General features: G+C 35.7%; 24 protein-coding genes, 1 tRNA gene and 1 pseudogene. 3 read left to right on the top strand and 23 right to left on the bottom strand.

The window, feature by feature from the left end; all coding sequences use genetic code 11:
* Window positions 1–54 precede the first annotated feature (54 nt).
* The 6 genes from APF76_00595 to APF76_00570 all read right to left on the bottom strand — a co-directional run bounded on the left by APF76_00595 (window position 55) and on the right by APF76_00570 (window position 6,786).
* Window positions 55–1,296: a hypothetical protein gene (locus tag APF76_00595; protein KUO49776.1), complete on the bottom strand. Its 1,242-nt coding sequence runs from the start codon at window positions 1,294–1,296 to the stop codon at window positions 55–57.
* Between the two features lie 94 nt (window positions 1,297–1,390).
* The gene (locus tag APF76_00590) at window positions 1,391–2,332 is read right to left on the bottom strand and encodes a hypothetical protein (protein ID KUO49775.1); all 942 of its coding nucleotides are present in this window, start codon (window positions 2,330–2,332) and stop codon (window positions 1,391–1,393) included.
* On the bottom strand, window positions 2,316–3,440 hold the full coding sequence (locus APF76_00585) for a hypothetical protein (GenBank protein ID KUO49774.1): 1,125 nt from the start codon (window positions 3,438–3,440) through the stop codon (window positions 2,316–2,318). The genes APF76_00590 and APF76_00585 overlap by 17 nt, the downstream gene beginning before the upstream one ends.
* The gene (locus tag APF76_00580) at window positions 3,440–4,969 is read right to left on the bottom strand and encodes a hypothetical protein (GenBank protein ID KUO49882.1); all 1,530 of its coding nucleotides are present in this window, start codon (window positions 4,967–4,969) and stop codon (window positions 3,440–3,442) included. The genes APF76_00585 and APF76_00580 overlap by 1 nt, the downstream gene beginning before the upstream one ends.
* Before the next feature lie 58 nt (window positions 4,970–5,027).
* Window positions 5,028–6,086, bottom strand: coding sequence for a hypothetical protein (locus APF76_00575; GenBank protein ID KUO49773.1), 1,059 nt, complete (start codon window positions 6,084–6,086; stop codon window positions 5,028–5,030).
* Window positions 6,087–6,246: 160 nt separating this feature from the next.
* Window positions 6,247–6,786, bottom strand: a complete 540-nt coding sequence (locus APF76_00570) for a hypothetical protein (protein KUO49772.1) — start codon at window positions 6,784–6,786, stop codon at window positions 6,247–6,249.
* Between the two features lie 274 nt (window positions 6,787–7,060).
* Between APF76_00570 and APF76_00565 the strand changes: the two are divergent.
* Window positions 7,061–8,430, top strand: a pseudogene (locus APF76_00565) (transposase).
* Window positions 8,431–8,468: 38 nt separating this feature from the next.
* Here the strand turns inward: APF76_00565 and APF76_00560 are convergent.
* The 5 genes from APF76_00560 to APF76_00540 all read right to left on the bottom strand — a co-directional run bounded on the left by APF76_00560 (window position 8,469) and on the right by APF76_00540 (window position 13,020).
* The gene (locus APF76_00560; protein ID KUO49771.1) at window positions 8,469–9,908 is read right to left on the bottom strand and encodes a radical SAM protein; all 1,440 of its coding nucleotides are present in this window, start codon (window positions 9,906–9,908) and stop codon (window positions 8,469–8,471) included.
* Between the two features lie 19 nt (window positions 9,909–9,927).
* Complete coding sequence (locus APF76_00555) at window positions 9,928–10,434, bottom strand: hypothetical protein (GenBank protein ID KUO49770.1); 507 nt, start codon at window positions 10,432–10,434, stop codon at window positions 9,928–9,930.
* Window positions 10,435–10,519: 85 nt separating this feature from the next.
* Window positions 10,520–11,197 carry a hypothetical protein gene (locus tag APF76_00550; protein ID KUO49769.1) on the bottom strand — a complete coding sequence of 226 codons (678 nt, stop codon included), beginning with the start codon at window positions 11,195–11,197 and terminating at the stop codon, window positions 10,520–10,522.
* 411 nt (window positions 11,198–11,608) lie between these two features.
* Window positions 11,609–12,394, bottom strand: a complete 786-nt coding sequence (locus tag APF76_00545; GenBank protein ID KUO49768.1) for an ABC transporter ATP-binding protein — start codon at window positions 12,392–12,394, stop codon at window positions 11,609–11,611.
* The gene (locus tag APF76_00540) at window positions 12,391–13,020 is read right to left on the bottom strand and encodes a hypothetical protein (GenBank protein ID KUO49767.1); all 630 of its coding nucleotides are present in this window, start codon (window positions 13,018–13,020) and stop codon (window positions 12,391–12,393) included. The genes APF76_00545 and APF76_00540 overlap by 4 nt, the downstream gene beginning before the upstream one ends.
* A gap of 323 nt (window positions 13,021–13,343) precedes the next feature.
* On the opposite strand from APF76_00540, the gene APF76_00535 reads away from it, so the two are divergent.
* Entirely contained in the window at window positions 13,344–13,649 is a 306-nt protein-coding gene (locus tag APF76_00535) for a PadR family transcriptional regulator (protein KUO49766.1), read from the top strand.
* A gap of 299 nt (window positions 13,650–13,948) precedes the next feature.
* Here APF76_00535 and APF76_00530 read toward each other — a convergent pair whose 3' ends face one another.
* Together APF76_00530 and APF76_00525 are read right to left on the bottom strand one after the other, a co-directional pair.
* A complete protein-coding gene (locus tag APF76_00530) occupies window positions 13,949–14,554 on the bottom strand; it encodes a hypothetical protein (GenBank protein ID KUO49765.1) in 606 nt (201 codons plus the stop codon).
* A gap of 748 nt (window positions 14,555–15,302) precedes the next feature.
* The gene (locus APF76_00525; GenBank protein ID KUO49764.1) at window positions 15,303–16,274 is read right to left on the bottom strand and encodes a hypothetical protein; all 972 of its coding nucleotides are present in this window, start codon (window positions 16,272–16,274) and stop codon (window positions 15,303–15,305) included.
* 305 nt (window positions 16,275–16,579) lie between these two features.
* Between APF76_00525 and APF76_00520 the strand changes: the two genes are divergently transcribed.
* A complete protein-coding gene (locus tag APF76_00520; protein KUO49763.1) occupies window positions 16,580–16,921 on the top strand; it encodes a peptidoglycan-binding protein in 342 nt (113 codons plus the stop codon).
* A gap of 580 nt (window positions 16,922–17,501) precedes the next feature.
* Here the strand turns inward: APF76_00520 and APF76_00515 are convergent.
* The 10 genes from APF76_00515 to APF76_00470 form a co-directional block, all read right to left on the bottom strand.
* Window positions 17,502–17,576 (bottom strand) — tRNA-Gly (locus APF76_00515).
* Between the two features lie 74 nt (window positions 17,577–17,650).
* Window positions 17,651–18,238 carry a hypothetical protein gene (locus tag APF76_00510; protein ID KUO49762.1) on the bottom strand — a complete coding sequence of 196 codons (588 nt, stop codon included), beginning with the start codon at window positions 18,236–18,238 and terminating at the stop codon, window positions 17,651–17,653.
* Entirely contained in the window at window positions 18,238–19,341 is a 1,104-nt protein-coding gene (locus APF76_00505) for a hypothetical protein (GenBank protein ID KUO49761.1), read from the bottom strand. The genes APF76_00510 and APF76_00505 overlap by 1 nt, the downstream gene beginning before the upstream one ends.
* Entirely contained in the window at window positions 19,331–20,092 is a 762-nt protein-coding gene (locus tag APF76_00500) for a hypothetical protein (GenBank protein ID KUO49760.1), read from the bottom strand. Before APF76_00500 ends, APF76_00505 begins: the two co-directional genes overlap by 11 nt.
* Entirely contained in the window at window positions 20,092–20,655 is a 564-nt protein-coding gene (locus APF76_00495; GenBank protein ID KUO49759.1) for a hypothetical protein, read from the bottom strand. Before APF76_00495 ends, APF76_00500 begins: the two co-directional genes overlap by 1 nt.
* 378 nt (window positions 20,656–21,033) lie before the next feature.
* Window positions 21,034–21,981 (bottom strand): cobalamin biosynthesis protein, encoded by a 948-nt coding sequence (locus APF76_00490; GenBank protein KUO49758.1) that lies wholly within the window; start codon window positions 21,979–21,981, stop codon window positions 21,034–21,036.
* A gap of 32 nt (window positions 21,982–22,013) precedes the next feature.
* Complete coding sequence (locus APF76_00485) at window positions 22,014–23,567, bottom strand: cobalamin biosynthesis protein CobQ (protein ID KUO49881.1); 1,554 nt, start codon at window positions 23,565–23,567, stop codon at window positions 22,014–22,016.
* A gap of 94 nt (window positions 23,568–23,661) precedes the next feature.
* The gene (locus APF76_00480) at window positions 23,662–24,237 is read right to left on the bottom strand and encodes a hypothetical protein (protein KUO49757.1); all 576 of its coding nucleotides are present in this window, start codon (window positions 24,235–24,237) and stop codon (window positions 23,662–23,664) included.
* Window positions 24,238–24,825 carry a hypothetical protein gene (locus APF76_00475; protein KUO49880.1) on the bottom strand — a complete coding sequence of 196 codons (588 nt, stop codon included), beginning with the start codon at window positions 24,823–24,825 and terminating at the stop codon, window positions 24,238–24,240. It lies immediately after the preceding gene.
* Window positions 24,826–25,148: 323 nt separating this feature from the next.
* Window positions 25,149–25,523: a hypothetical protein gene (locus tag APF76_00470; GenBank protein ID KUO49756.1), complete on the bottom strand. Its 375-nt coding sequence runs from the start codon at window positions 25,521–25,523 to the stop codon at window positions 25,149–25,151.
* Window positions 25,524–25,603 lie beyond the last annotated feature (80 nt).

Raw genomic sequence — 25,603 nt, 5'->3', positions numbered from 1 at the left:
TCGTTAATATAGTGAAGAAGCAAGCTAGCTCCTTCACTATATGTTAGTCATTTTTTAATTATGTCTTGCAGGATATGGTGGGAAGAATAAATGTTCTGTTATACTATTAAGCCTTTCTTCTACTCCATTTATACTACAATATCTCGCGACTGGTCTTCCATCCTTACCTCTAAATCCAGATATTATGCCGTCAACAACTACCAATGAGCATCCAAATGGATCTCCTGTTTGTATAGCTTCTAATGCATCTTTTCCTACTGATCCTGGTGGATGATCTATTATAACGATATCTGCCTCTCTACCTACTTCAATTTTTCCTTTGTTTAGTTTATATAAGTCTGCGGTATTGCCTGTAGCCATTGCAATAACCTTTTCAGGGGCAATATCATTCAGCGATGATGCTTTAACAATTGCCAAATTGATTGCTCCTTGCAAGGAAGATTGCCCGGTAGGAGCATCGCTTCCTAGAATTACTCTGTCCAACTCATTTCTTTCCTTTAATATTTGCAATACTTTATTAAAATTAACAAAGTTTCCGTTAACAACTAATTCCAATCCAGCATCACTTTCTTCAATCAGTTTTTGAATATGTTCAAATGCAACCCCGGTTGAACCCCCATTAAAGTGCGCTATTTTATCAGGTTTAATGTCCAAAATAGCTTCAGATGTTACCCAGGAAGAGCCAGGGATTGAAGGAGGGGCTAGGTGACATGAAACAAAAAAACCATATTTTCTTGCCCATTCAACCATAGGTTTTACTACCTCAGGATCAGATAATCCTCCTCCACCAATTTCTGCTATGATCCATACACCAGCTTCATGCATTTCTTTAAAATCTTGTTCTGTTAATCCATCAACTAATACAAGTGCACCACCATGCATTTTAAGATTTCCGCCTGGTCTGAATTTATCAAACACTCTCTTAGCTAGGATTGCCGCTGCTTTACACCCAATGGCATCATTATAAAAACGCGGCCAACCTGGACCTTGTTCTCCTTCTGATATCATTGTTGTTGTACCGTATAATAAAGCATCTCCATAACAGCCTACTGCCTGCCTTTGAGGAGCATAGTCATCCAATGTATTATGGAGGTGAGCATCAATTAGACCTGGTATAGCTATTTGTTGATTTGCATCTACTACTGTGTCAATACCGCTAGTATCAACTTCAGACTCTTTACCAATTTGTGATATCTTTCCATCCCTACATACAATAGTGTCAGCACCTTCAATAATTCCCTTATTAAAATCTCCGCTTACAATCTTGTCTATATTTTTAATAACCAAGTTTCCCATGAACAAATTCCCCCTTTTAATATTTTTTGAGTTTCTTTAATTGTTAATTAACAAACTTTTATTAAGAATAATGGAATATTACGCCCTCCTTTTATTACAATTTTTCTCTATCATATGGGACACTTAAAGCTTGAGGAGCTTTTGAATTCTTACCAGTAACAATCATAGCTATAATAGTAATCGCATATGGAAACATCAACATAAACTGGTATGGAAGCTGTACACCCAAAGCTTGTAATCTTAGTTGCAAAGCATCTGCAAATCCAAACAGCAACGCAGCTCCCAACACTTTATATGGGCTCCATTTCCCAAAAATGACTATTGCTAAAGCAATAAAACCTCTTCCAGCAGATAGATTATCAACAAATCTACCTAGGATACCTAATGAGAGATAAGATCCACCTAATCCAGCTAAAGCACCACATAGCATTACAGATAGATATCTTAATTTATTTATATTAACTCCCATTGTTTCAGCTGCCCTTGGATACTCTCCAGCTGCTCTAATTTTTAAGCCTAAGCTAGTTTTAAATAGCATAATATTAACAACAATAACAATAAGAATACTTAAATAAACAATTATACTTTGTTCAAAAACTATTGGTCCTAAATATGGAATTTTACTTAAAAATGGAATCGATATATTCTTATAAATGGCAACACTAGGAGGCGTTGTAGTTATACCAAAAATAACTCTATAGAAGTAACTGGTAATACCTAATGCGAAAATATTAAGAGTGATTCCTACAATAATTTGATCAGTTTTTAAGGTGACACACATATAATTGAGAACTAGAGACATTAAAACACCTGATATTGTACCGACCATAGCCCCAAACATTAAGCTTCCTGTAAAATAAGTGCCTATAAATCCAAAGAAAGCACCTACTAACATTTGTCCCTCAAGGCTAATATTTACAACTCCCGAACGTTCTGCTATGAGCTCTCCCGTTGCTGCCAAAAGTAATGGAATAGCCATCCTTATACTTGCTGCAATTAATGTAACTATAAAAATCTCATTAAATATGGTGCTCATCACGGACACCTTCTTTCTTAACCCCTAACAAAGAACTAATTATTTTTCCATTTTTAGGATATGCTAATTTGGGTTTTAAGCTGAAACCTATTAACATGAACAAAATAACTAAGCTTTGTATTATATAAACAATTGAAACTGGAACTTCCATAGTTACCTGCATTGAATTGGCTCCTACAGTAAGAGCTCCCATAAAAAGACTCGCTATAATAATACCCAATGGATGTAATCGACCTAAAAGTGCAACAACAATTGCAGTAAAGCCAAAACTGGGGTTTATTCCATCAAGGAGTCTAAAATGTATACCAAATACCTCAACCATTCCGGCCAATCCGGCAAAAGCACCACTCAAAGCCAGTATTAGAGTTGTATAAAATTTTGTATTTATGCCTGCGTAATTTGCTGCCTTCGGGGAATAACCTACAGCATTAATTCTATATCCCCAGACTGTTTTGGAAATAAAAATAAATGCAACAACTGCAAGTACAATAGCGATTACTATTCCAAAATGTGCCCTTGTGTTAGGTATTATAGGAAATAATCTCAATGAAGAAGCAATCAGTTTACTTTGAGGAATAAAGGCCCCCGGCTCCTTTAGTGGTCCATACACCAGATAGCTCATAAAGTAAAGTGCTACAAAATTCATCATTATTGTCATAATAACTTCATTCGTACCAAGTTTAGCCTTCAAAAATCCAGCAATTCCTCCCCATATACCACCTGCCATAGCAGCTGATAATAATATCAATATAATATGTAAAACAAGAGGAATGCCTATAAAAGTAGTGGCTACCCAGGTTGCCGCAAGGGCACCCATATGAAACTGCCCATCACCACCAAGGTTTATCAATCCTCCTTTAAAGGCAATAGCCACACCAAGGGCAATTATAAGTAAGGGTGTTGCCTTTACCATCATCTCCGCTATACCATTTACCCTTCCAAAAACTCCTTTACCCATCGAATAAAAAGCAAGAAATGGGTTAGCCCCAAAAAATGCAATGAAAATTCCACTTACTATGAAGGCTAAAATGATAGCTAGAATGATAATAGTTAAATCTAATTGATATTTTCTAAAATAGCCTTTTAGTAACTCAAATCCATTCTCCATTATTTCACCTCACAGTAAGCATCTTGTTTGCAAAAGCACATTAATTCTCCAATAATTTCTTTAGTTGCGTCTTTTTGGCTTAAAATTCCAGCTATTTCCCCACTATTTAATACTAAAACCCTATCTGATAAACTTAATATTTCCTCCAATTCAGTTGAGACTAGGATGATTGCAGTACCTTTTTGCCTTTCAATGCAAAGCTGTTTGTGTATAAACTCAATAGCTCCAACATCAAGTCCTCTAGTTGGATGCATTGCAAGTAATACTTTCGGTCCAACACTTATTTCTCTTGCCAATATTAATTTCTGTAAGTTTCCTCCTGAAAGTAAACTAGCCTCAATTTGCCTTCCAGCTGTTCTAATGTCATATTTCTCAATTAATTTATCAGTATGTTTATTAATCTCTTTATAATCTAGAAAGTAGTTTTTCAAATATGGCTTCTCACAATGATTTCTAAGTACCGCATTATCTGGTATATTAAACTTCTTTACTGACCCTACTTCTTTACGATCTTCAGGCACTAAACATACTTTTTTCTTAAAAATTTCTGCAGGTGTTTTATTGGCAATATTAACATTGTCTAAGAGAATTTCTCCAGATTCTACTTTTCTTAGACCGGAGATAGCCTCAATTAATTCTGTTTGACCGTTTCCATCAATTCCTGCAACTCCTAAAATTTCCCCTTCTTTGATGCAAAAGCTAACATTTTTCAATGAAGATACCAGCCTACGTCCCTGAACATTTAATTTTTTTAGCTCTAATATGGTCTTACCAGGCTCCTTATCTTCTTTTTCCACGGTAAAGACTACTTCTCTGCCAACCATTAATTTAGCTAATTCTTTTTTTGATACTTCATCGGTATTTACTGTAGCTACTTTTTTGCCCCTTCTCAGCACCGATATTCTATCACTAATTTCCAAAACCTCATTAAGTTTATGAGAAATAAAAATTATTGAATGCCCTTTTTTTGCCAATGATTTTAGTGTTTCAAAAAGTTCAACAGTTTCTTGAGGTGTAAGCACTCCAGTTGGTTCATCGAGTATTAGTAAGTCCGCCTCCCTATAAAGGGCCTTAAGAATTTCTACTCTTTGTTGCAAACCTACTGGCAAACTGCTAATTATAGCGTCTGGGTCTACAACTAAACCATGCTTTTGTGCTATCATATTAATCCTCTTTTTAGCACCCTCTAAATCCAAAAATGGTTCTTGCTCTGACTTCAAACCAAGAATTATATTTTCAGTAACAGTAAAGGGTGATATTAGCATAAAATGCTGATGAATCATCCCTATGCCTAAATTAATTGCCTTTAGCGGAGTATCAATTGACACCTCTTTATTTCCTAAGAAAATTTGACCCTTTGTAGGCTTATACAGGCCATATAAGATATTCATTAATGTGCTTTTACCAGCACCATTTTCTCCTAGAATAGCGTGTATTTCCCCTTCTTCTACTTCCAGGTTGATATTATCATTCGCATTGAAGTTCCCAAAGGTTTTTGTTATTTCTGACATTTTTAGCTTTATAGGCATAACACACACCCCGTTATTAAAAAACGAGGAGGGGAAATCCTCCCCGTTTTTAGTAGATTTACTGTAACTTGGAATCTATTCTTTCATAGATTTCTGGAACTTCAAATTCTCCGCTAATTATTTGCTCTCTAACTTCCATAACTTTTTGTTTTACTTCCTCAGGTATTTTATCCTCAAGATTATGATACGGGGCTATGTCGGTTATGCCTTCAGCAATACCTGCAATCCATACTCCTCCAAAAGTACCATCTTTAATTCTCTCAACTTGCATTTCTATAGCAATAGGTATACTAACAATGATGCTAGTCAGCATCAAGTCTGGCGCCATTTCATATTGGTCTCCACCATAGCCTATCAAGTAAACGCCTTTTTCTTTTGCAGCTTCTATTGCTCCCATACCTGTACTATCCGCAGTTTGACAAATAATATCTGCACCATTATCTATCTGGGCTATTGCTGCTTCTTTTCCCTTTGCTGGATCTTCAAATGTTCCTGTTATTACACCCAATATCTCTACTTCTTCATTAACTGATTGAGCACCCTTTGTAAAAGCTGCTAAATTAGCTAGCTGAGGAGGTATTTCCATGCCCCCAACATAACCAATTTTATTTGTTTCAGTCATTAGTCCAGCTAAAACCCCAGCTAAATATGCACCTTCATATTCCTTTTGATCAATAAATCCAACATTGGGTTCTATTTGAGCATTAGGTGGTGTTTTACCACTAACAAAGAAATTTGATTCTGGAAAATTTGGTGCAACACGTAAAGCAGGGTCTCCAAATTCAAAACCATGTCCAATTATTAAATCGTAATCTTGTTCAGCATAGTTTCTAAATATTTCTTCAATATTTGGAACGGGTACACTCTCTGTAAAAGAAACTTCATATCCTTCATCCTTAAGCTCCATCAATCCTTCATAAGCACTAGCATTCCATCCACCATCACTTATCGCCCCAGGAAGAAGTAATGCAATTTTCATTGTGTCTTGAGGATCATTACTTTGATTTTCCGGATCTACTTCTTGTCCATTATCATTTCCTCCACAACCAAACATCAATGCTAATATGCACATAGAGATAAATGCACATATTGAAACCTTAATAAACTTGTTTTGCATTGCAAGTCCCCCTTTTTTATTTACTCCTCATCGTTAATCCCTAAATAGAAACTATTCTTCCCTCCCCCTATTTTATAATCCTTGAATTTCTACGCTTTATGTCAAAATTTCTATTGTTTAAAATATTATGAATATTTAGGCGCTATTTTAAATCTTTAATTTAAAACGTCTTTGGGGTATTAGTCACAAGTAATGTGCTTTGTTTATTTGTATAGTTTTCCCAGCGATGACCTAAATCAGATTTGTAATATATAATATCTCCTTTTTCCAAATCAAAACTCTGATTATCTAGCCATATACGTATTGAACCTTCAATCACAAAGGTATACTCTTCGCCTGCATGGCGAGAAGCAGTTGGAATACTTGTTTTTGGTGATATCTCTATTATAGTTGTCTCTAATTGACAATCATTATACGGAAATAATGGTGCCTCTTTAATTCCATTATTACTATCAGAATAGTACTTACGGTCTTTATGCTTAATGATACAATAATCAGCTTCATCCGGCGTACTGATCAGATCAGCCACTTTTGTATCCAAAGCACTTGCTATTTGCTGCAACTTTGATATAGAGATACTCTCTCTTCCATTCTCTATTTGACTTAAATAAGAAACAGACAAGCCAACCTTTTCTGATAAATCTGATAATCTCATTTGTTTAGCGTTCCTGAATCTCCTTAACCTACTTCCAATGTCCATTATGACACCACCTGTCTATTTTTTACTAAATTCATTCACTTTTGTCAAAATTATTTATTAATAGTAAAGCGTTTTACTATTATAAAACCATTTTAGAATGTTTTTATCAAAAAGTCAACAGTTAAATGCTATAATCATTGAGAAAAAAGCAATTTTTGATAATGTCCTAGTATACCACTTTTGATTATGTCCCAAATATAAAATTTCATGTATGATGAAACCTCATAAGATTATTAGGATTGAGGTGTTCATTATCAGAAAGGTAGATCTAAACATGACAGAAGAATATAAATACAAATTAATTAAGAAGTTATTAGAGACAAATGGTAATAAGAAGAGTGCTGCGTTGAAGTTGAATTGTAGCATAAGGCATGTCAACCGTATGATCCAAGGATACAAAGCAAGAGGAAAGGAATTTTTTATACATGGTAATCAGGGTAAGCAACCTGTTCATGCAATTTCCCCTGAAATCAAACAAGACATCATTGACTTATATCGAACAAAATACCAAGATGCAAATTTTGCACATTTTTCCGATCTATTGTTAAAGTACGAGAAGCTTTCTATTTCACCTAGTGCACTTCGCTCTATTCTAATGCAGGAATTCATACTATCTCCCAAGGCTACGCGCAAAACTAGAAAAAGAGTTAGAGCCCAACTAGAAGAACAAAGGAAGAATGCTTTCTCTAAAAATGAAATAGCCAAAATTGCAGAGAATATCCTTGCTATTGAGGATGCTCATCCAAGAAGACCCCGTTGTGCTTTCTTTGGTGAAATACTTCAAATGGATGCTTCCCTCCATCATTGGTTTGGATTACACAAGTCTCAGCTGCACATCGCTGTTGATGATTCTACCGGCATGATTGTAGGTGCTTACTTTGATCGCCAGGAGACCTTAAACGGGTATTATCATGTCTTCCACCAGATTTTAAAAGGTTACGGTATACCCTATATGTTTTATACAGACAGACGTACTGTGTTTGAGTATAAGCAGAAAAAATCCCCTTCGATTGAAGAGGATACTTTTACACAATTCGGTTATGCTTGTAAGCAACTAGGTGTCGAAATCAAAACAAGCAGTATTCCACAGGCTAAAGGCCGTGTAGAAAGGATGTTTCAAACTCTACAATCACGCCTGCCTCTCGAATTAAGATTGGCAGGCGCAACAACCCTGGAGCAAGCAAATATATTCTTAAACTCCTACATAAAAGAATATAATGCCAAGTTCGCTCTACCTATAGATGATAGCAAATCTGTGTTCGAAAGACAACCAGATGATGAAAAAATTAATCTTACACTTGCTATTCTTGCACCACGTAAGATTGACAATGGTCACTGCATTCGCTTCAATAAGAAGTATTTTAAACCTTTAGACTCTAATGGATACCCTGTTTATTATTACAAGGGCACCTCCTGTTGGTCGTTAAAGCCTTTGATGGAAACCTTTTTGCTTGTGTAGGGGATAAGGTCTATTCATTGGATGAAATCCTTGAGCATGAACAGATCTCTAGAAATTTTGATTTCCCAACAACAGATATAAAACCCAAAAAAAGATATATTCCACCTATGAGCCATCCTTGGAGGCAAGTTTCTTTTGAGAAGCATCTAAATGCACAAACTGACCGAACAGAACATGCCTGTTAAAATCCTTAAGCACCATCTAAAAATTTGGTGCTAATGTTTCAATTTTTTTGGGACATTTTCAAAAACGCTTGACATGATAATTCTTGCTTTTTCTTTACAAACAAGTAAATTGCTGCTTCTAACCTAACCTTCTGTAAAAAACATCCCATTTCATAGGGTTTTTCAATTAATCCATTGTGATTAACAGCGTTTGCATGGCAACCACCACTACAAAGATATCTTGCCCAACACACCTTGCATTCTTTATTGTAAATATGAGCTTGTTTGAATTTTTCAACTAACTCCTTATTTACTATTCCTCGAGATAAGTCTCCCAGTAAGTATTCTTCTTTGCCAACAAATTGGTGGCAAGGATAAAGCTGTCCTTCAGGTGTTACTGCCAGGTACTGAAACCCTGCACCACAACCAGTAATTCTCTTTGGCAGACATGGTCCATTCTCCAAATCTACATTAAAATGAAAGAAGTTGAATGGCTTTCCCAGTTCTTTCCTCTTTAGATATTCTTTGACTAGCTTTTTATACTCATCTTTTAATTGAGATCTATCCTCTTCTTTAAATGCATAATCCTCTAAAGGATCAGCAACAACTGGCTCAAGAGAGATTTCAGAGTATCCTTCATCTGCAAGAAACGCCACATCCTCTGTAAAATCCATGTTTTCTCTAGTAAAGGTACCTCTTACGTAATAATTTTGTTCATCACGAGATTTAACTAGTGATTTGATTTTCGGTGAAATCAAATCATAGCTTCCAACTCCAGAAGTTACTGGCCGCATTTTGTCATGGATCTCTTTTCTACCATCTATGCTCAAAACAACACTTATATTTTCCCTATTTAAAAATTCCTCTTTTTCAGGGTTTAAGAGTAATCCATTGGTTGTTAATGTGAATCTAAATCTCTTATTTTTTAAAGCGGCCTTTTCTTTTCCATATTCAACAAGTTTTTTGACTGTTCCCCAGTTTAATAATGGCTCACCCCCAAAAAAGTCCACCTCACAGGTAGGTCTATTTCCTGAGTTTTCAATGAGAAAATCTAGTGCTTTTTTCCCTACCTCAAAGCTCATATTGTTCTTTGGTCCACCAAAATTCCCCTTACCAGCAAAGCAATATGAGCAAGCGAGGTTACAATCATGTGATATATTCAAGCATAGGGATTTTATGACATTATCAAAGTTATTAGAAATATCTTTCATTGAATGGACACTTACTCCAAAAAGAATCCCTTCTGCTATTAGTGCATTTAATTCAACTATGGCTTCCTTAATAAGTTCATCTGTATACTTTTCTACCTGCTTTTTAAAATACTCTTCATTTCCCTTACTTTTCTTAACTGCCTCTACTATATTCCAGCTTATCTCATCTAAGATATGGACACTCCCACTATTTATATCTAATAAAATATACAAATCATCAAAGGCAAAGGAATGGACTTCAGATTCCCATTGACCATTGGATGCTTTTTCCAATAATAAGGCTAACATAAAAACCCTCCCGTTAATATTACATGTTCTCTAGCCATTCATCTAACGTTTCAAGGTCAATAGGGCCTTCAAGACTATTAACCACCTCACCATTAGTGTTTAATAAAAAGTTGGCTGGTATATATTTAGCTGGAAAATGCTTAGAGCTCTTATCTTCCATATCTGCAAGGACCAAAAAAGGCAGCTCATACGAGTCTATCAGATTTATTACATCATTAGTATTCCTCTCACTTCCAGTGATGTTAATAGCAAGAAGATTCACTCTTTCTTGAAATTCCTGATGATTATCTTTTAAATATAACAACTCATCTACACAGGTTGGACACCAAGTTGCCCATTTTACAACAAGTGTAGGACGCGCTGAAAAATCAGCTTCTGAAATCATTTCGCCATTAAGAACATCCATGTTTGACAATATATCAAAAGTTCCTTCGGATTTTTCTGTATCTTGCAGAAAGAACATAGCAAAAGCTGCTCCAACCACCACCAATAGTAGAACTAAGGTTATTACGTTTTTCTTGCCCAATTTACTCCCTCCTTATAGTACGGGGACACACCTCTTTTTGAGCTATTCTTTGTCCTCGAGGAATGTCCCCAGCTGATGTCCCAACTTATGACAGAAATGCCGCCAACTGGGTAAACTTTCCAGTCATTATTAAAATTCCAAGTACAACTAGTATTGCTCCAGCCAATTTATTTAGATACCAACTAAACTTTGCAAGATTACTAGCATAACCCATTACTTTTCCCCAAAATAGTGCAGCAAGTAAAAATGGAATGCCAAGACCTAATGAATAGAAGGACAATAGAATTGCTCCTTGACTCATTGAGGCCTCTGAGCCTGCTATAATCAGAATAGATGCTAAAAATGGACCTACGCAAGGAGTCCAGGCTATGGAAAAAGCCACCCCCAATAAAAAACCATTGCTAAACTTAGGCGTTTTCATTCCGCCTCTTAATAAAAAGGATAATTCCAGCAATCCGAGCATGTGTAATCCAAACAAGATGATAATTGCACCACCAACTATATTAATACTTGTCTGGTAGTTAATTAAAAATCTTCCAATAGTACTTGCTGATAAACCCATTAAAACAAAAACAATAGAAAAACCACCTACAAAACTTAACGATTTGTAAAAGGCATTCCAGTTCAATCCTTTATCTAGTTTTATAACTGTTTCTCCGGTTAAAAAAGCCAAAAAACCCGGTATAAGTGGGATTACACAGGGTGAGAAAAAGGATACGATTCCTGCTGTAAAGGACGTTAAATAGAGTACCACTAAACACACAACCTTAAGGTTAAATTAAAATCTAAAGATGTTACTTTTGTCATTATACACTATCTTGCTATTTCCAGAAATACTAGAGGTTTCTATTAATTCCGTTAAATAAGAGAAGGACCCTCAATAAAGAAGCCCTTCTCGAGTAACGTCCGGTACTGCTTATAAAGATAATTCTACATTCTAACACAATTCACCTGTTTTGATTTCGTTAAGAAATTGTTAAGTTTATGCATACTTTAGCAATTCTGGTGTTGAGTTAGTAACATACCTTGGCCAAAACAGGAATACCACTTTCTAACTTCAAATACCACAAGATATCCTTCCTGCGTGAGTGAGTAGCAAAGCCTGACGCAATTATTCTATGTTATGAAATATTCCCTTTTCTAGTAGCCTTATCATAATATTTCAGCATATTATTTACCTAAACACTCCTTTTTTAATTACACCATAATCATTGAAACTCGTTTTAGCAGTAACCAAAATAGTTAACCCTACGCTAAGAGTTGTAGAAGCAAAGATTGCTACCATAATAGCAATTTGATATTTGATAGCTACTATTGGGCTAAGCCCACTAAGTATCTGCCCTGTCATTAACCCAGGTAGAAAAACTATTCCCATTGTAGCCATACTGGCAATACTGGGCTTTAAGGCAGCTATTAAACTATTTCTAAAGTATGGAATAAGTCCTTCTAGTTGGGTTGCTCCTAAAGACAAATTGTATAAATACCTGTTTTCATCTCTCTTTATATTTTGATAAAAGTTACTTAATCCAACAATATTCCAATTTAACGAGTTGCCTAATAACATCCCGCCAATAGCAATCAAATATTTAGCATCAAACAAATTTGTTAAACTAACAACTAACCCATTAAAATACAGTAGAATTGCACCATTAGCTAGGACAAAGGCAAAAAAAGCGGGTTTGAAAAAGAGCTGAAGATTCAATTTGCTTTCTCTCACAACAGAATATGTGGCAAATGTCACCATGATTATAAACCACATTATATTAATCAGGCTGTTATTCCAGGCAAATAAATAGTTCAAAAATATCGCCACTAGAAACAACTGCACAGACATCCTAAAAACCGAGTTTAAGATTGTCATCAATATACCTAGCTTTAATACTATACTTACAATAATAGGAATAGTTAGAAGCAAAAAAGCCAAAATCATGGAAAAGCTCGTAATATCTGGTGTGCTCATTGGTACTCCTCCAGGTTAAAAACTTTAATTTGTTTATTTTCTAGCCAGTCTTTGTCATGAGATATAATTAAGACAGTCCAGTTTGGATTTCCAATAAAAAGATTAATTACCTTGTTTTTTAAGTTACTGTCAAGTGCAGCTGTTACTTCATCCAAAAGAAAAACATCTCTACCCAATAAAATCGCAAGAATAATTGCAATTCGCTGCCTTTCTCCACCTGATAAATCAGATAAGTTTTTAGTTAGAGTTTCCTCTGTTAATTCAAAGTCATATAGTAATTGAATTAGTGGACTACTAGCTAAAAGCAGGTGGGAGTTAGCTTTATACGAAAAAATAGTATTAATTAAATCTATTACTGCAACAGAACCGATATCAACACCTTGACTGACATAAGCTATTTTTTTTCGAACATTCCAGACATTTTTGCTATTTAGCAACTTATTATCAAAGTAAACTTCTCCTTCTTTTGGTAAAATAAATCCCAGTAACATTTTAAATAAAACAGATTTACCTATCCCTGATTTGCCATAAACCAATACTTTATCACCTTTGTTCACCTTCAGGTTTATATTCCTAAATAAATAGTGGTTATTAAATGTAACGGAAACATCGTTATAAACTATCATACTATCCTCCCATAAGAAAATAACTATTAATAACCAAGGGTGGTAACTTCCACTACTTTAACATGCCAAATAAAATAGCCGCCAAGCATGTACCTATAGGTTTCAATATCCATATCAAGGTCATACCAGGACTTGTCATGATATTCAAAAAACAGCAATATATTCAATTAAAAGACAGTTACCTGTTCTAATTTAACCGTTATTGGCTATTTTATGTGGCAGAGTTTTTCCATTGAAATAGCATTAATTCTCTGTTATTATATCATTATCGAAATGCAATATCTATATTCAATATCTATTTTGAGGTATCGGAGGGTTATACTTTGGAAAAAAAAGTATTAAGAAAGTTATTTCTAGGCTTTATACAAATACATATATTACATCATGCCAAAGAACATCCAATATACGGTCTATGGATGCTTGAAGAACTGAAAGAACATGGTTATAGTATTAGCGCAGGCACCTTATATCCAATACTTCACAAAATGGAATCCAATGGACTTCTTTTCAAAGAAGAACGAAATGTAGAAGGTAAAATTAGAAAGTATTATTCAACTACCAATGCAGGAAATGTGATTCTTATCGAGGCAAGGGAAAAAGCTTATGAGCTTTTTAAAGAAATAAAATAATAGTATAAAAATATAGAACAAATCACCCCTGTAATTCCGAACCCTAAAAACACCGTGAATAAATTATTTAAGTAACTCATATGTACCTCCTCAATATTAATTTATGAAAGAGTTTCTATCTACTGTGCCATGTTCTAACCGACTTTCTGCAATTAAAACTATCTACCAATTATGCTTTTTGGCAAATATCTATCTTTTCATTAGCTTATTAAAAGCCTTATATAAGTTATCAAAATCTTTAACCAGCTGGCTATTACTCTTTGTAGCTAGGTCTTCAATTGCTGGTAGTTCAAATGGTTCTAATAGAAATATATTGATTTGCCTTCTTGAAAGCTGGAAATCTCATCATTTGAAATAATATAGTCAACTCTTTCGTTATCTTCGTAGGTAATTATTAATATTAAAGACATATAATTAGAAACGTGATTATCAAGCGGGATATAGTAAACCTTTTCGCCACTTCTTCCATCATAAAAGATAGCATCATACGTTCCGTCTGGTGTTAGTACATCAATATCTTTAATTTTTTCATCCGCAAACACGCCAAACATAGTAGGATTTATATTTTGTCTTTCATTTAGTAACTGTGATGAAAAGATAAAATTTTCATTTCGCCCAACATCCCTATTAATATGGCCACCACCACCTAACCACTTATAACCTATTAATGATTTCTTTACCATATCAACAAAATACATGTTATCTACGTTATTATTTATTCTACCAACAGAATATACCATAGTACCTGCCTCTGTCTCTTTTATATCAATGACCTCATGGCTATCAAGTAGAGTGCTCCTCATATCCTCGATTGGATCAAAAGGGTCAGCAGTATTGCTAAATACAAGTATTAAGGAAATAACTGCCACTAAAATAAATCCAATAATCATAGTTTTTTTAGTCAAAATTGAATGCCTCCCTTTTAATAATCTTTTATTTAAACCTAAGAATTTATCATTATTATTATAATATCACACATTTACTTTCTAAGCGCCACATCATACTCTTTAGCTTCATCAAGTTGTTCTTCTAATTCGTAATTTGGTCTTCTAAATCCCTATCTCTTCTTGGATACTGATCTATTATTTCTTTCGTCATTATCGGGGTATAAAAAATACATAGAATTGACTAGGTGGTGGGCAATCACATCATTTAAGCAACAAAAATTCCACTCAAATAAGTGGAATTTTGTAAAATTTTTTATAGTAGCTATAGTTATCCAATTCCTTAAAACCAATAGGTCCTCCGAAAAGACTTTAAGAAACTCACTATTTTAACAGGATGTTCAGAGCTAGAATCGGTTGATTTTTTGATTCTATAAAGAACCTCTATGCCAACGTCTTCGGATCTTTCAACAGAAATTATTTCAATCTGTTATTCAGTTTGACCAACTATGATGGCATATGTCCATAAACCTACTTGTGCCATTCCCTTACTAGTGTTTTCGCTAGAAGGAATATCTGATATGTGGCTTTTTATTTCTTGAGAAGTATCCGATAATGCTAACTCTTTATACGAGACATCTTTTTGTACGTAAAATATGACTGTATAAGAGTGCTAACAAGATTACAATACCTATTGTGAATTTCTTTTTCATCATTCCCCCTGCTTTCATTCGTAATAAGTTTGGATAATTTTAGCTATCGGTATTTACTAGGCTTCATCCTTATTGCCGGATGGAGTCCGTAAATCCTCTGAGCATATGGTTGCACATGGAGCAGGTAATTGCTTAAAGGCCAATTTGATATCCTCAATAGCTCGTTGAGCTTCTCTAAAAATATGATCGGCCAATAGTGGTGAAATAATGCTTAATATTTTGCAGTTATTAATTAAATCCCTTGCAGCAAGCTTGAAATCTCTTAACTGATCAGTAGCCTCTATGGTTTCACTTGTAAAACGTTCTAATGTACCAATCGAAAATGGATCTGGTAGGCCTATGCCAAATACTCCCGGTCTAGCTTGGGTGAGAGCAGTATCGTCAAGCAGAGAGTTCTCAAAGGTTTGTGGAGCCAGCATGCTTTCAAAATCCCTATTATGAAGTCTTAGATCGTCAAATTTTTTGCTGAAATCTTTAGCCGTTTTTATGAATCTTCTTTCAGATGGATCAAGCAGATGTGCTATAAACTTACTGTGATCCGCCATAATCCGCAACCAAAATAGGTTTTCTTGTAAAAGTTCTTCCACAGGATTTATTAATCTTCCTTCTTGTAGTCTGACCAAGGCAGCCCTGAAAAAAATAGCTTCACGTCTAATATGGTCAATGAGGAGTGGAAAATTGAAACCTGTGGTAATATTACAGCAAATTATTAGTTGTAGGACACTGCTCTTAAAGTCAATTATGGCTGTGGTTAGATTTATTGCTTCCCGATTTAATCTGAAAACTTCATTATTCGTCGGACTTTTTGCTATTCGTTTAGCTTCTTCTAATAGACTGTTAAAATCTGCTTGTAGTTCTTCAGCTTCTATACGTAAAGCTGTTTCTTCACATGGTAATCCAAGTCTAATAAAAAAAGCATGTTCTGCCATGATGCGAAGCCAAAATAGATTCTGACGTAAAGATTCTTCAATGAAGTTACATGTAGTAGATTGAGAATACATTTCTGGCAATCTTTTTTTTACTTTCATAAAATCTCCTCCTGGTTGGTGTTTATTATATTATATGGTAATTTTTAGGTATTGTGACAACATGAGTATAATGTAAACCCTATAACCTGGGGAACATCTATCTTAATGTAAGCTTATGGGCGAAATAGCCAGAAGAAAAAATAGGAATAATTATCTCCAAATATTCCTAAAAAATATTTTCCATTGGCTCTTTCTTTATTGCATAGTTTTACATTCCTTTAATCCAGCCTACTTGATTATTGTCAACCAAAAGGTTATCAGCATATTCTATTATAGGTAACATATTTGAAAAGGAGGTAAGTCCAATGCAAAACAGGCAGGTCACACCTTGCCCTACTGACCGCTTCTGGAGGGTTAGAGAAGGTGATACTATATTTAAAATCGCCCTGCAAATAAACAGTACAGTAGATGCCATTCTGGAACTCAACCCAAATATTAATCCGCAAAACCTAAGGGTTGGACAGTCGATCTGTATACCCAGTCCAACGCCCTGTCCTTCAGGAATATTCTGGGTTGTGAGTGCAGGAGATACCCTTTTCAGTATTGCTCAGGAGGTAGGCACCTCTGTAGAAAGTCTATTGGAATTGAACTTGGGCATCAATCCCAACAACTTGCAAATTGATCAACAAATATGCCTGCCGGGTTAGGGGCAAAATGTGGTAAAGTACACTATAACGGTCTAACGGAAGTTTTTTGTAAAAGATCTAAACTTTTATGATAGCTCCATCTTCATCATTCTTTCCCATATCCTTTTTTAGTACATGACCTCCGCTTGTTGAAGCTTTCATCGGATAGTTTATTTGCAATATATTTGTACTATCACCTTTAAGCTGCTCAATCTCAAATAAAAGTGCTGATAAGTTGCTTTTATCAAGTATATCTGTTATAACGCTCCGATAGTTAATGCTAAAGTTATTATCTTTAGAGCTATCAATTTCTTTTATAAAAATAGTATAAAAGTTGTCTATATCTCTATTTCCAATATCATACCAATTGTCTTCATCACTAAATATATTATCAATAATAAAATCTTTAGTATTTACACTTAACTTTTCTATTGTAGCGTCATAATTGCAAGTTCAATAAAAATAGTGCATTTCCTTGACATATATTGTCATATAATGTCGAATTGGTCATTTTACAAGGATAGTAAGAAGGCTTAACGTGGTGTGTTTAATGAATCAAAAAAAGAGTCCTTATTATAAGAACTCTAAAGCTTTTAAAGATTGGAGCGGAAAACGGGATTCGAACCCGCGACCCTCGGCTTGGGAAGCCAATACTCTACCGCTGAGCTATTTCCGCTTATTGATTATTTAACTTCTTTGTATACTTAATTATAGCCAGTTGATAGAAATTGTCAATGTCCGAAATATGGATTATGGTACTAATCCTATTTTAATAGGTTGCATCTTATCCCCAGTTGCTTCTAGGATAGTTATTGAACCAGGGTCAACTCCTGTTTGCCACATGTCATTTTTGTCTACACTTTGTGATAGTACGCCCTTGATAACTCCACCATGAGTGACTACTACTACTGTCCCAGTATGCCTTTCCAATATTTCTGTAAGAGTTTCCATAGCCCTTTCTATTAATTGTTCAAAGGACTCTCCTTCCGGAACTTTTGTTTTATGGGTATCATTGTACCAGTTATCAAATTCTTTAGGATATTTTTCATATACCTCAGTAAATGTTAGTCCTTCCCAAAGTCCAAAGCAAAGCTCCCTAAGGCGTGAATCAGATTTTGGATTTAAATTTATACTGTTCCCAATTATTTCTGCTGTTTCTTTTGTACGGGACAAATCACTACAATATAATGCTTCTATTTTCTCGATATTAGCAAGATACTCTCCTGCAGCTTGAGCCTGTTTTCTTCCTAAGTCAGTTAATGGTATGTCCGTTTGTCCCTGATATTTTTGTAAAAGATTCCACTCAGTCTGTCCGTGCCTAACTAAAATAATTTTCACTATATATCAGCTACTTTCTTCAATGTTTCTAATAATTTTATATTCTCTTCCCTTTTTTTCACGCCTAACCTAAAATAATATGGGCTAAGATTATAATAGGAAGCACATTTTCTTATTAAAATACCATAGGGTCCAAGCCTTTCTTGCAGCTCTCCGCTAGTTAACCCAAGGCTTTCTCCATCAACCAAAATGTAGTTTGCTGCTCCTGGATAAACTTTAAGCCCTTTAATGGAAGTTAACCCCTTGGTAAGAAATTCTCTTTCTTCTTTGACAAAGTTTAGTGTCTTTTGAATATACTCTTTGTCATTAATAGAAGCTTCCCCAGCTTTTAGAGCAAATGTATTAATTCGCCATGTAGGTAAGAGGTATTCCATCCTTAAAGCGGTATCTCTTGCGGCTATTGCATATCCAAGACGTAACGATGGTATTGCAAAGAATTTTGTCAATGAACCTACAACTATTAAATTTGGATAATCATTTACCCAATATCTAACCGAATACGACTCGTCACCTAAAAAATCTATGAAGGCTTCGTCAATAATAACTACTGCACTCTTTTCTACTGCAGTTTCTAGTATCTTTTTGATTTCCTCTTTTGGAAAAATGCCGCCCGTGGGGTTATTAGGGTTTCCAATGAATATCAAATCATTCTTTTCCATATTATGAATTATTTCATTAGTTGGCAACATAAATGAATCTTTCGAATCCAACCCAATATAAATAATATTAGGATTTTCAATACCTTCTCCATATTCAGAAAAAGTGGGGGCTAGGAGTAATATCCTTTTTTTATAAAAAATTCTTCCAACTAAATATATTAGCTCTGCTCCACCATTGCCTAAGACTATGTTTTCTGAATTAATATTAAAAAATTTACTCAAGCAGATTTTAAAGCTTTCACCTGTAGGCTCAGGATAATGGCTTAAGACTCCTAAGCTGTCTTGAATTACTTCAATTGCCTTTGGAGAAGGTCCTAATAGATTAATATTTGCACTAAAGTCTAAAAAGTTCTCGGGAGCAATTCCCCATCTTTGTGATGCTGCCCATACATTGCCTCCATGGACAGGTTTACCCTTGTCTATATTTTTATTTTTATGATCCATAAAATCCCGCCACTCCTATGACTATTACTATTAATATTAAAAATATGGTTTCCAAGACCTCGCACAGCGCTCCATATGTATCCCCAGTCTGTCCTCCTAAAATCCATGCAAACCATTTAGCAATAATTGCAGCTATTAAAAGAGACGTCAGTACCAATGTCACACCTGTGCTTCCAGCAACCATAAATGCCGCTACCAAAGTAATAGCCGCTGCTCCATAGAATTTTTTCCTGCCAACATTTTCACCAAAGCATTTTCCAAGTCCCGGTTTTGAACGTGCATAGGGAAAATACAAAACTGAATAAACCATGGCTGTTCTACCAACCGCAGGTGCTAAAAACAAGGCCCATAATTTATGCTCAAAAGGTAAAGATACCAAAAACGAAAATTTAAGTAATAATACTGCGCCTAAGGCAATAACTCCCATGGCACCAACCCTGCTATCTTTCAATATCTCAAGTTTTCTTTCCCTGTCTCTTCCACTAAATAATCCATCTGCTGAATCCATCACACCATCCATGTGGAGTCCACCTGTCAAGATTATCCAGATAACAACTATAAGTGCATCTCCACCTAGTCCGAGTGAAAGAACGTCACTTGCATATGCCATTAAAGCCAAAAATCCCCCTATTAAAAGACCAACCAAAGGATAAAAATATAGTGAATTTGCCATATCTTTTTCCCCTGCAACTCTACTACCATATGCTGGTATAATCGTTAAAAAACTAAAGGCTAGTAAAAAACTACTCATTAATACTCAATTCCTCTTCTTGATTCAATGCCTTGCTTGTAGGGGTGCTTTATCTCCCTTACCTCAGATACTAGGTGGGCTAATTCAATTAATTCAGGGGGTGCATTTCTGCCTGTTAAAACTATTTCAATATCCTCGGGAACCTGTTTGAGCCACTGGACTACGTCATCCAAGTTAACAAGATCTTTTTTAAAACCATTCAATATTTCATCAAGAATCAGTAAATCGTGTTTTCCCTCAGTAACTGTATCCTTTGCTAACTGCCATGCCATATCAATCTTTTTTATATCTATGTCTGTGACTTCCTTTAACCCTATCCAACAACCACCACAGCTAAGACATTTCATAAAACCACTTTTTATCACAGCGGCATGGGGGCAGGTTCTCCCAAATTGAAAGACTTCAATACCTAACTTTTCAGCAGAGTTTAATTCTCCGCTATAGGTACTACCCTTCATGAATTGAATGATTCTCACCTTAAAACCATGACCTGCTGCCCGCATTGCAAGTCCTAAGGATGCAGTTGTTTTACCTTTTCCATTTCCAGTATATATCTGGATCATATTAGTTCTCCTTTCAGACTACATAGTCAGGAGTCAGATGAAATCTTCAAATCACACTTCTTAACTCTGTCTCCCGTATTCGTTTATTCGATGACTATCACCGCTAGCCTTGCATGGGTTCAGTTATGTCAACAAGTTGACAAGTTTCACTCCAAGACTCCCATCTTCTATAAGTGGGAGATAAGCGGTGCTATGTCCCTGGATAACGGTTTCCCCTAAAGGATTAGCTCAGCTAAACATTTAATCTGCTGATTAAATGAAGTTTCGCTCTATAACCTTCAGATGGAGTAATTCAGTGAAACTTAGTTCAGATGCTTTTTCCTGAACTGTAGTTGAACTAATCCTGTGGGAAACTCCACCTAAAGTCAAGAATCCTGTTTATCGTACATATAAAGAACCCAAACTCCCTAAAATAAACATCAATCCGGATACAGCAAGCATAATATATAAACTATGATGAATATGCTTCATCTCTAACGTCTTGATAGGTTGCCCCATTAAGGCTCTATGGGATGCTGTTCCCCTATAATAGTTAAGCCCTCCTAATTGTATTTGTAGGGCACCAGCAACAGCTGCTTCGGGAATTCCACTATTAGGACTGGGGTGCTTAGGTGCATCCTTCTTTATCGTATTCCATACTCCTTTAAAACCTCCAGGGGTAAAAAAGGAAATCAACAGATAAACTAATCCTGTAATTCTTGCTGGTACATAATTGGCCAAATCATCCAGTCTAGCTCCTGCCCAACCTAGATTAATGTATCTTTCATCCTTATATCCTATCATAGAATCAAGCGTGTTCACAGCCTTATAGGCCATTGCCAGGGGAGGTCCCCCAATAAAACCATAGAATAATGGTGCTGTTATTCCATCTACTGTATTTTCTGATACTGTTTCCACAACACCTCTAACAATATCCTGTTCCCCAATGTCTTCCGTATCCCTCCCCACAATCATGGAGAGTTCTTTTCTTGCATTTATCAAATCTCCCACTATTAATGGTTTTGCCACAGCTAGGGAGTGCTTATATAAACTATTAATTGCTAACGTTTGACTCATAACAAATATACTAAGTATTATTCCTAAATAAAGGTGAACTTTAAATGCTAACCATATCAATCCCAGGAAAAGGAAATATGTGCCCAATATTACAGATATAGATAATATAGTTCCGGCTATTTTTAATCCTATGGGAGTAATGGTTATCTTGCGTATTAATTTTTCGCCATATGATATTACTTTTCCTATATAGATAACAGGATGGGGTAAGCACCTCGGGTCACCTACTATTAAATCAAGTAAAATAGCAACTAATATTATTATTTCCATCATCCATCCTCCATCCTGCAAAAAGCAACGCCTTATTTCTGAGCTCGAACTTCTGAATTCTCACTTCTGATCCCTGTTTCCAGTCCCATCATCTTGTAGATCTTTTCCATATCAATAGACTTTCTTACTATTTCAGCTGCCTTATTATAGTTTCTTTCCTTTTGGTAAATATCTAAATCTTTTTCATAAAGTAAACTTAACCCTTTTTCTTTACGAATAGCATTTGTAAAAGTTAGCATCACGTTTAGATTGTCAAAAAATCCATGTATATGAGTTCCAAATACTCTCCCGTCTAAACTAAAAGCGCCATCTCTTATTTGAACCTTTTTACCAGAACGCTCCTCTATTTGTAAAAGACAGCTATCATCACTAAGCACTTCAACCTGACCCATATGAATTTCATAGCCTTTAATTGTTTGTCCTTTTAAATCACCCCAAACACCTACTGATGCTTGGATTTTGGCTTCAACCTGATGAGTATTCTTTTCTGTTCCATAAGTTGTAATACATTGAAGAAGGCCAAGGCCCTTAAGAGAACCTACGTCTGCTTCTGTACCTTCTGGATCTAGCAGGTCTTGCCCTAGCATCTGATAACCGCCACATATCCCAACTATATATTTTCCTCTATTAGCCAACTCAAGAATTTCACCATAATATCCCTGTTCTTTTAAGTAAAGCAAATCCAAAATAGAGTTCTTTGTACCAGGAATTATTACGACATCAGCTTCACCAATTGCTTCACCTTTTTTAACAAATCTGATTCTGGTATCCGGTAATTCTAAAAATGGATTTATATCAGTAAAGTTTGAGATCCGCGGCAGTTGAATAACTGCAATTTGGATGGGTGCATCCTTACTACCCTTTGTTTTAAACTCCGATAGAGATACTGAATCCTCTTCCTCAATTCCATGGTCATGCATATAAGGTATCACACCAAAAACCTCTTTGCCTGTCCTTTCTTCTAAAAAGTCAAGGCCAGGCTTTAAAAGATCAAGGTCCCCTCGGAATTTATTAATCACAAAACCTTTAACTCTATCCCTTTCATGAGGTTCTAAAAGATCTAGGGTTCCTATTAAGGAAGCAAAAACACCACCCCTGTCAATATCAGCAATAAGAAGTACTGGGGCATCTGCAAGTTCTGCTGTTTTCATATTCACAATGTCCCTGTCCTTTAAATTCACCTCTGCTGGACTTCCAGCTCCCTCAATAACTAAAACCTCATACTCATCTTTAAGTCTATTTATACTTTCTAGGACAAGACCTTCCGCCTTAGGCAAATAATCATTTCGATAATCCTTAGCTGACATATCACCTATAGGCTTTCCCCTAACAATGATCTGTGCATGCATGTCTTGTTTTGGTTTTATTAAAATAGGATTCATATCTACAGTAGGCTTTATTCCAGCAGCTTCAGCTTGAGCTCCCTGTGCCCTTCCAATCTCGCCTCCATCAGGAGTAACAGCTGAATTCAAGGCCATATTTTGTGCTTTAAATGGAGCAGTTCTATATCCGTCCTGATAAAAAATTCTACAGAAGGCCGCACATAAAACACTTTTTCCTACATTTGAAGATGTCCCCTGGAACATAATCGACTTTGAAGCTCTCAAAGCAAATCCCCCTTATAGCAGATGTCTGATGTTAGAGGTCAGAAGTCAGATATCCGATTAAAAATTTATTTAGCTACTTGATCTGCATTGGTATCCCACAAACCACCAAATATACTTCATCTGCACATTTGGCAAGTTTCTGGTTTGCCATTCCATTTAAATCTCTAAATACTCTACCTTCCTTATGGTAAGGTATAACATCCATTCCCACTTCATCTGCAACCATTATAATCGTACCATTAAACTTTTTACAAGCTTCCATAAAGAGTCCTAAAAATTCCTTAAACTCATCTTCTTGGCTTTTCTTCCAGCTGAATTCCTGAGGATCCTCTTTGCCCATTGAGCTACAAAAATACATGATATTAGTAACCCATGTCCCAATACCATCTATTAAGAATAACTCTTCTTCATCTACCTTATTTACTAAAGCTTGATGTAGATTGCGCGGTTCCTCAATAATACCCCAGTTTTTTGGCCTCCTGATCTTGTGCTTTTCAACCCTTTTTGCAAACTCATCATCCCAAATAGTCCCAGTCGCAACATATGTAACAGGACAGGATTGAGTGTTTTGCAGTCTATGGACTATCTCCTCTGCAAAAACACTTTTACCACTACTACTGCCGCCAATGACCATGACTATCCTTGACATCTAATCCGTCTCCTTAAAATACATGAGTGCATTAACCATACATGCTGCTATGGGGCTGCCACCTCTAGTACCTCGTACAGTTATATATGGTACATTATTTTTTTCAATCATTAGTTCTTTTGATTCCATTGCTCCCACAAAACCAACAGGGGTTCCGACTATCAAGGCGGGTTTCGCAATACCTTTTTCAATTAAATCGAGCACCTCAAAAAGAGCTGTAGGAGCGTTTCCTATGGCGACGATAGACCCATTAAGTCTTTTTCCAAACAACCTCATTGCTGCAGCCGATCTGGTAATACCCCACTCCCCAGCTCCCTCTATTGTTTTCTGGTCTGCAACTCCGCAAAAAGTATCACCACCAAAGCTATTTAATGTCTTGGCGTTAATACCAGCTTTGAGCATATTTACATCAGTAAATATATTTGCACCTTCTCTGATAGCTTTTACGCCAACTCTTGTGGAATCAGGATGAAACTGTATATTGTTAATTATTGCAGGATCACCTGTGGTATGGATAACCCTTTTCACAACAGCTCTCTCAACAGGAGTAAAGTTGTGACCTGTTAAATACTCTTCGATTATCCCCATACTTTTATCTTCAATTTCCTTGGGATTCCAAATTATTTCCAATTAATGTCACCAGCCCTTTCTGGAAGTTAGAATTCAGGAGCCAGAATGAATTATGCTAACATGGCAGTATCGCTCTGGGAACACTTGAGTTAAAGCAGCGTCAACGAATGCAGTTTGTGAAGCGTTAAAGCACTCCAAGGTAACTTACTGTATTACCTAAAGGTTTTGGAGGGCTAGCGAATCAAACAAATGAGTAGCTGCTAACTCTGGTGACCAAGCAATACTACCTTTCTTCTGTTTTCTGTTTCCTGTTTTCTATTTTCTGTTTTCCTTCTTCTTGTTTAGATTAAAGTGGAAGCTTCTTTAATTCTCTCCTGAACTATACTTATAATACCAGGATGTGCCCCAAAATGCTTTGCCAGGACAAAATTGATATTGGGATATGTTGTTTTTTGTAACAAAAGTCTGCTTGGAATATCTCTGTTAATATGATTACCTGTTACAAGGAACATTGGCACAACAACTATTTTTTCACAACCCTTTTCAATTAAGACTTCTGCTGCATCTGCTAAATGTGGAGTACCAAAGGACAAAAAAGCTACCTCATAAAGGCCTTCCTTATCAGCTTCCTGTACCATTTTGGCCATACTACGAATTTCTTCGTTTGCTTCTTCTCTTCTACTACCATGGCCTAATAAAATAACGCCTTCTTTCATGACATAAAACCTACCCTTCGTTTCGGAAGTCAGAAGTCGGATATCGGAAATTTGATATCGAATGTTAATTATGGAAGCTT

The organism is Desulfitibacter sp. BRH_c19, assembly GCA_001515945.1.
Lineage (GTDB): Bacteria > Bacillota > DSM-16504 > Desulfitibacterales > Desulfitibacteraceae > Desulfitibacter.
The sequence above is the reverse complement of the archived record's forward strand: the minus strand, read 5'-3'. Positions and strand labels throughout refer to the sequence as shown.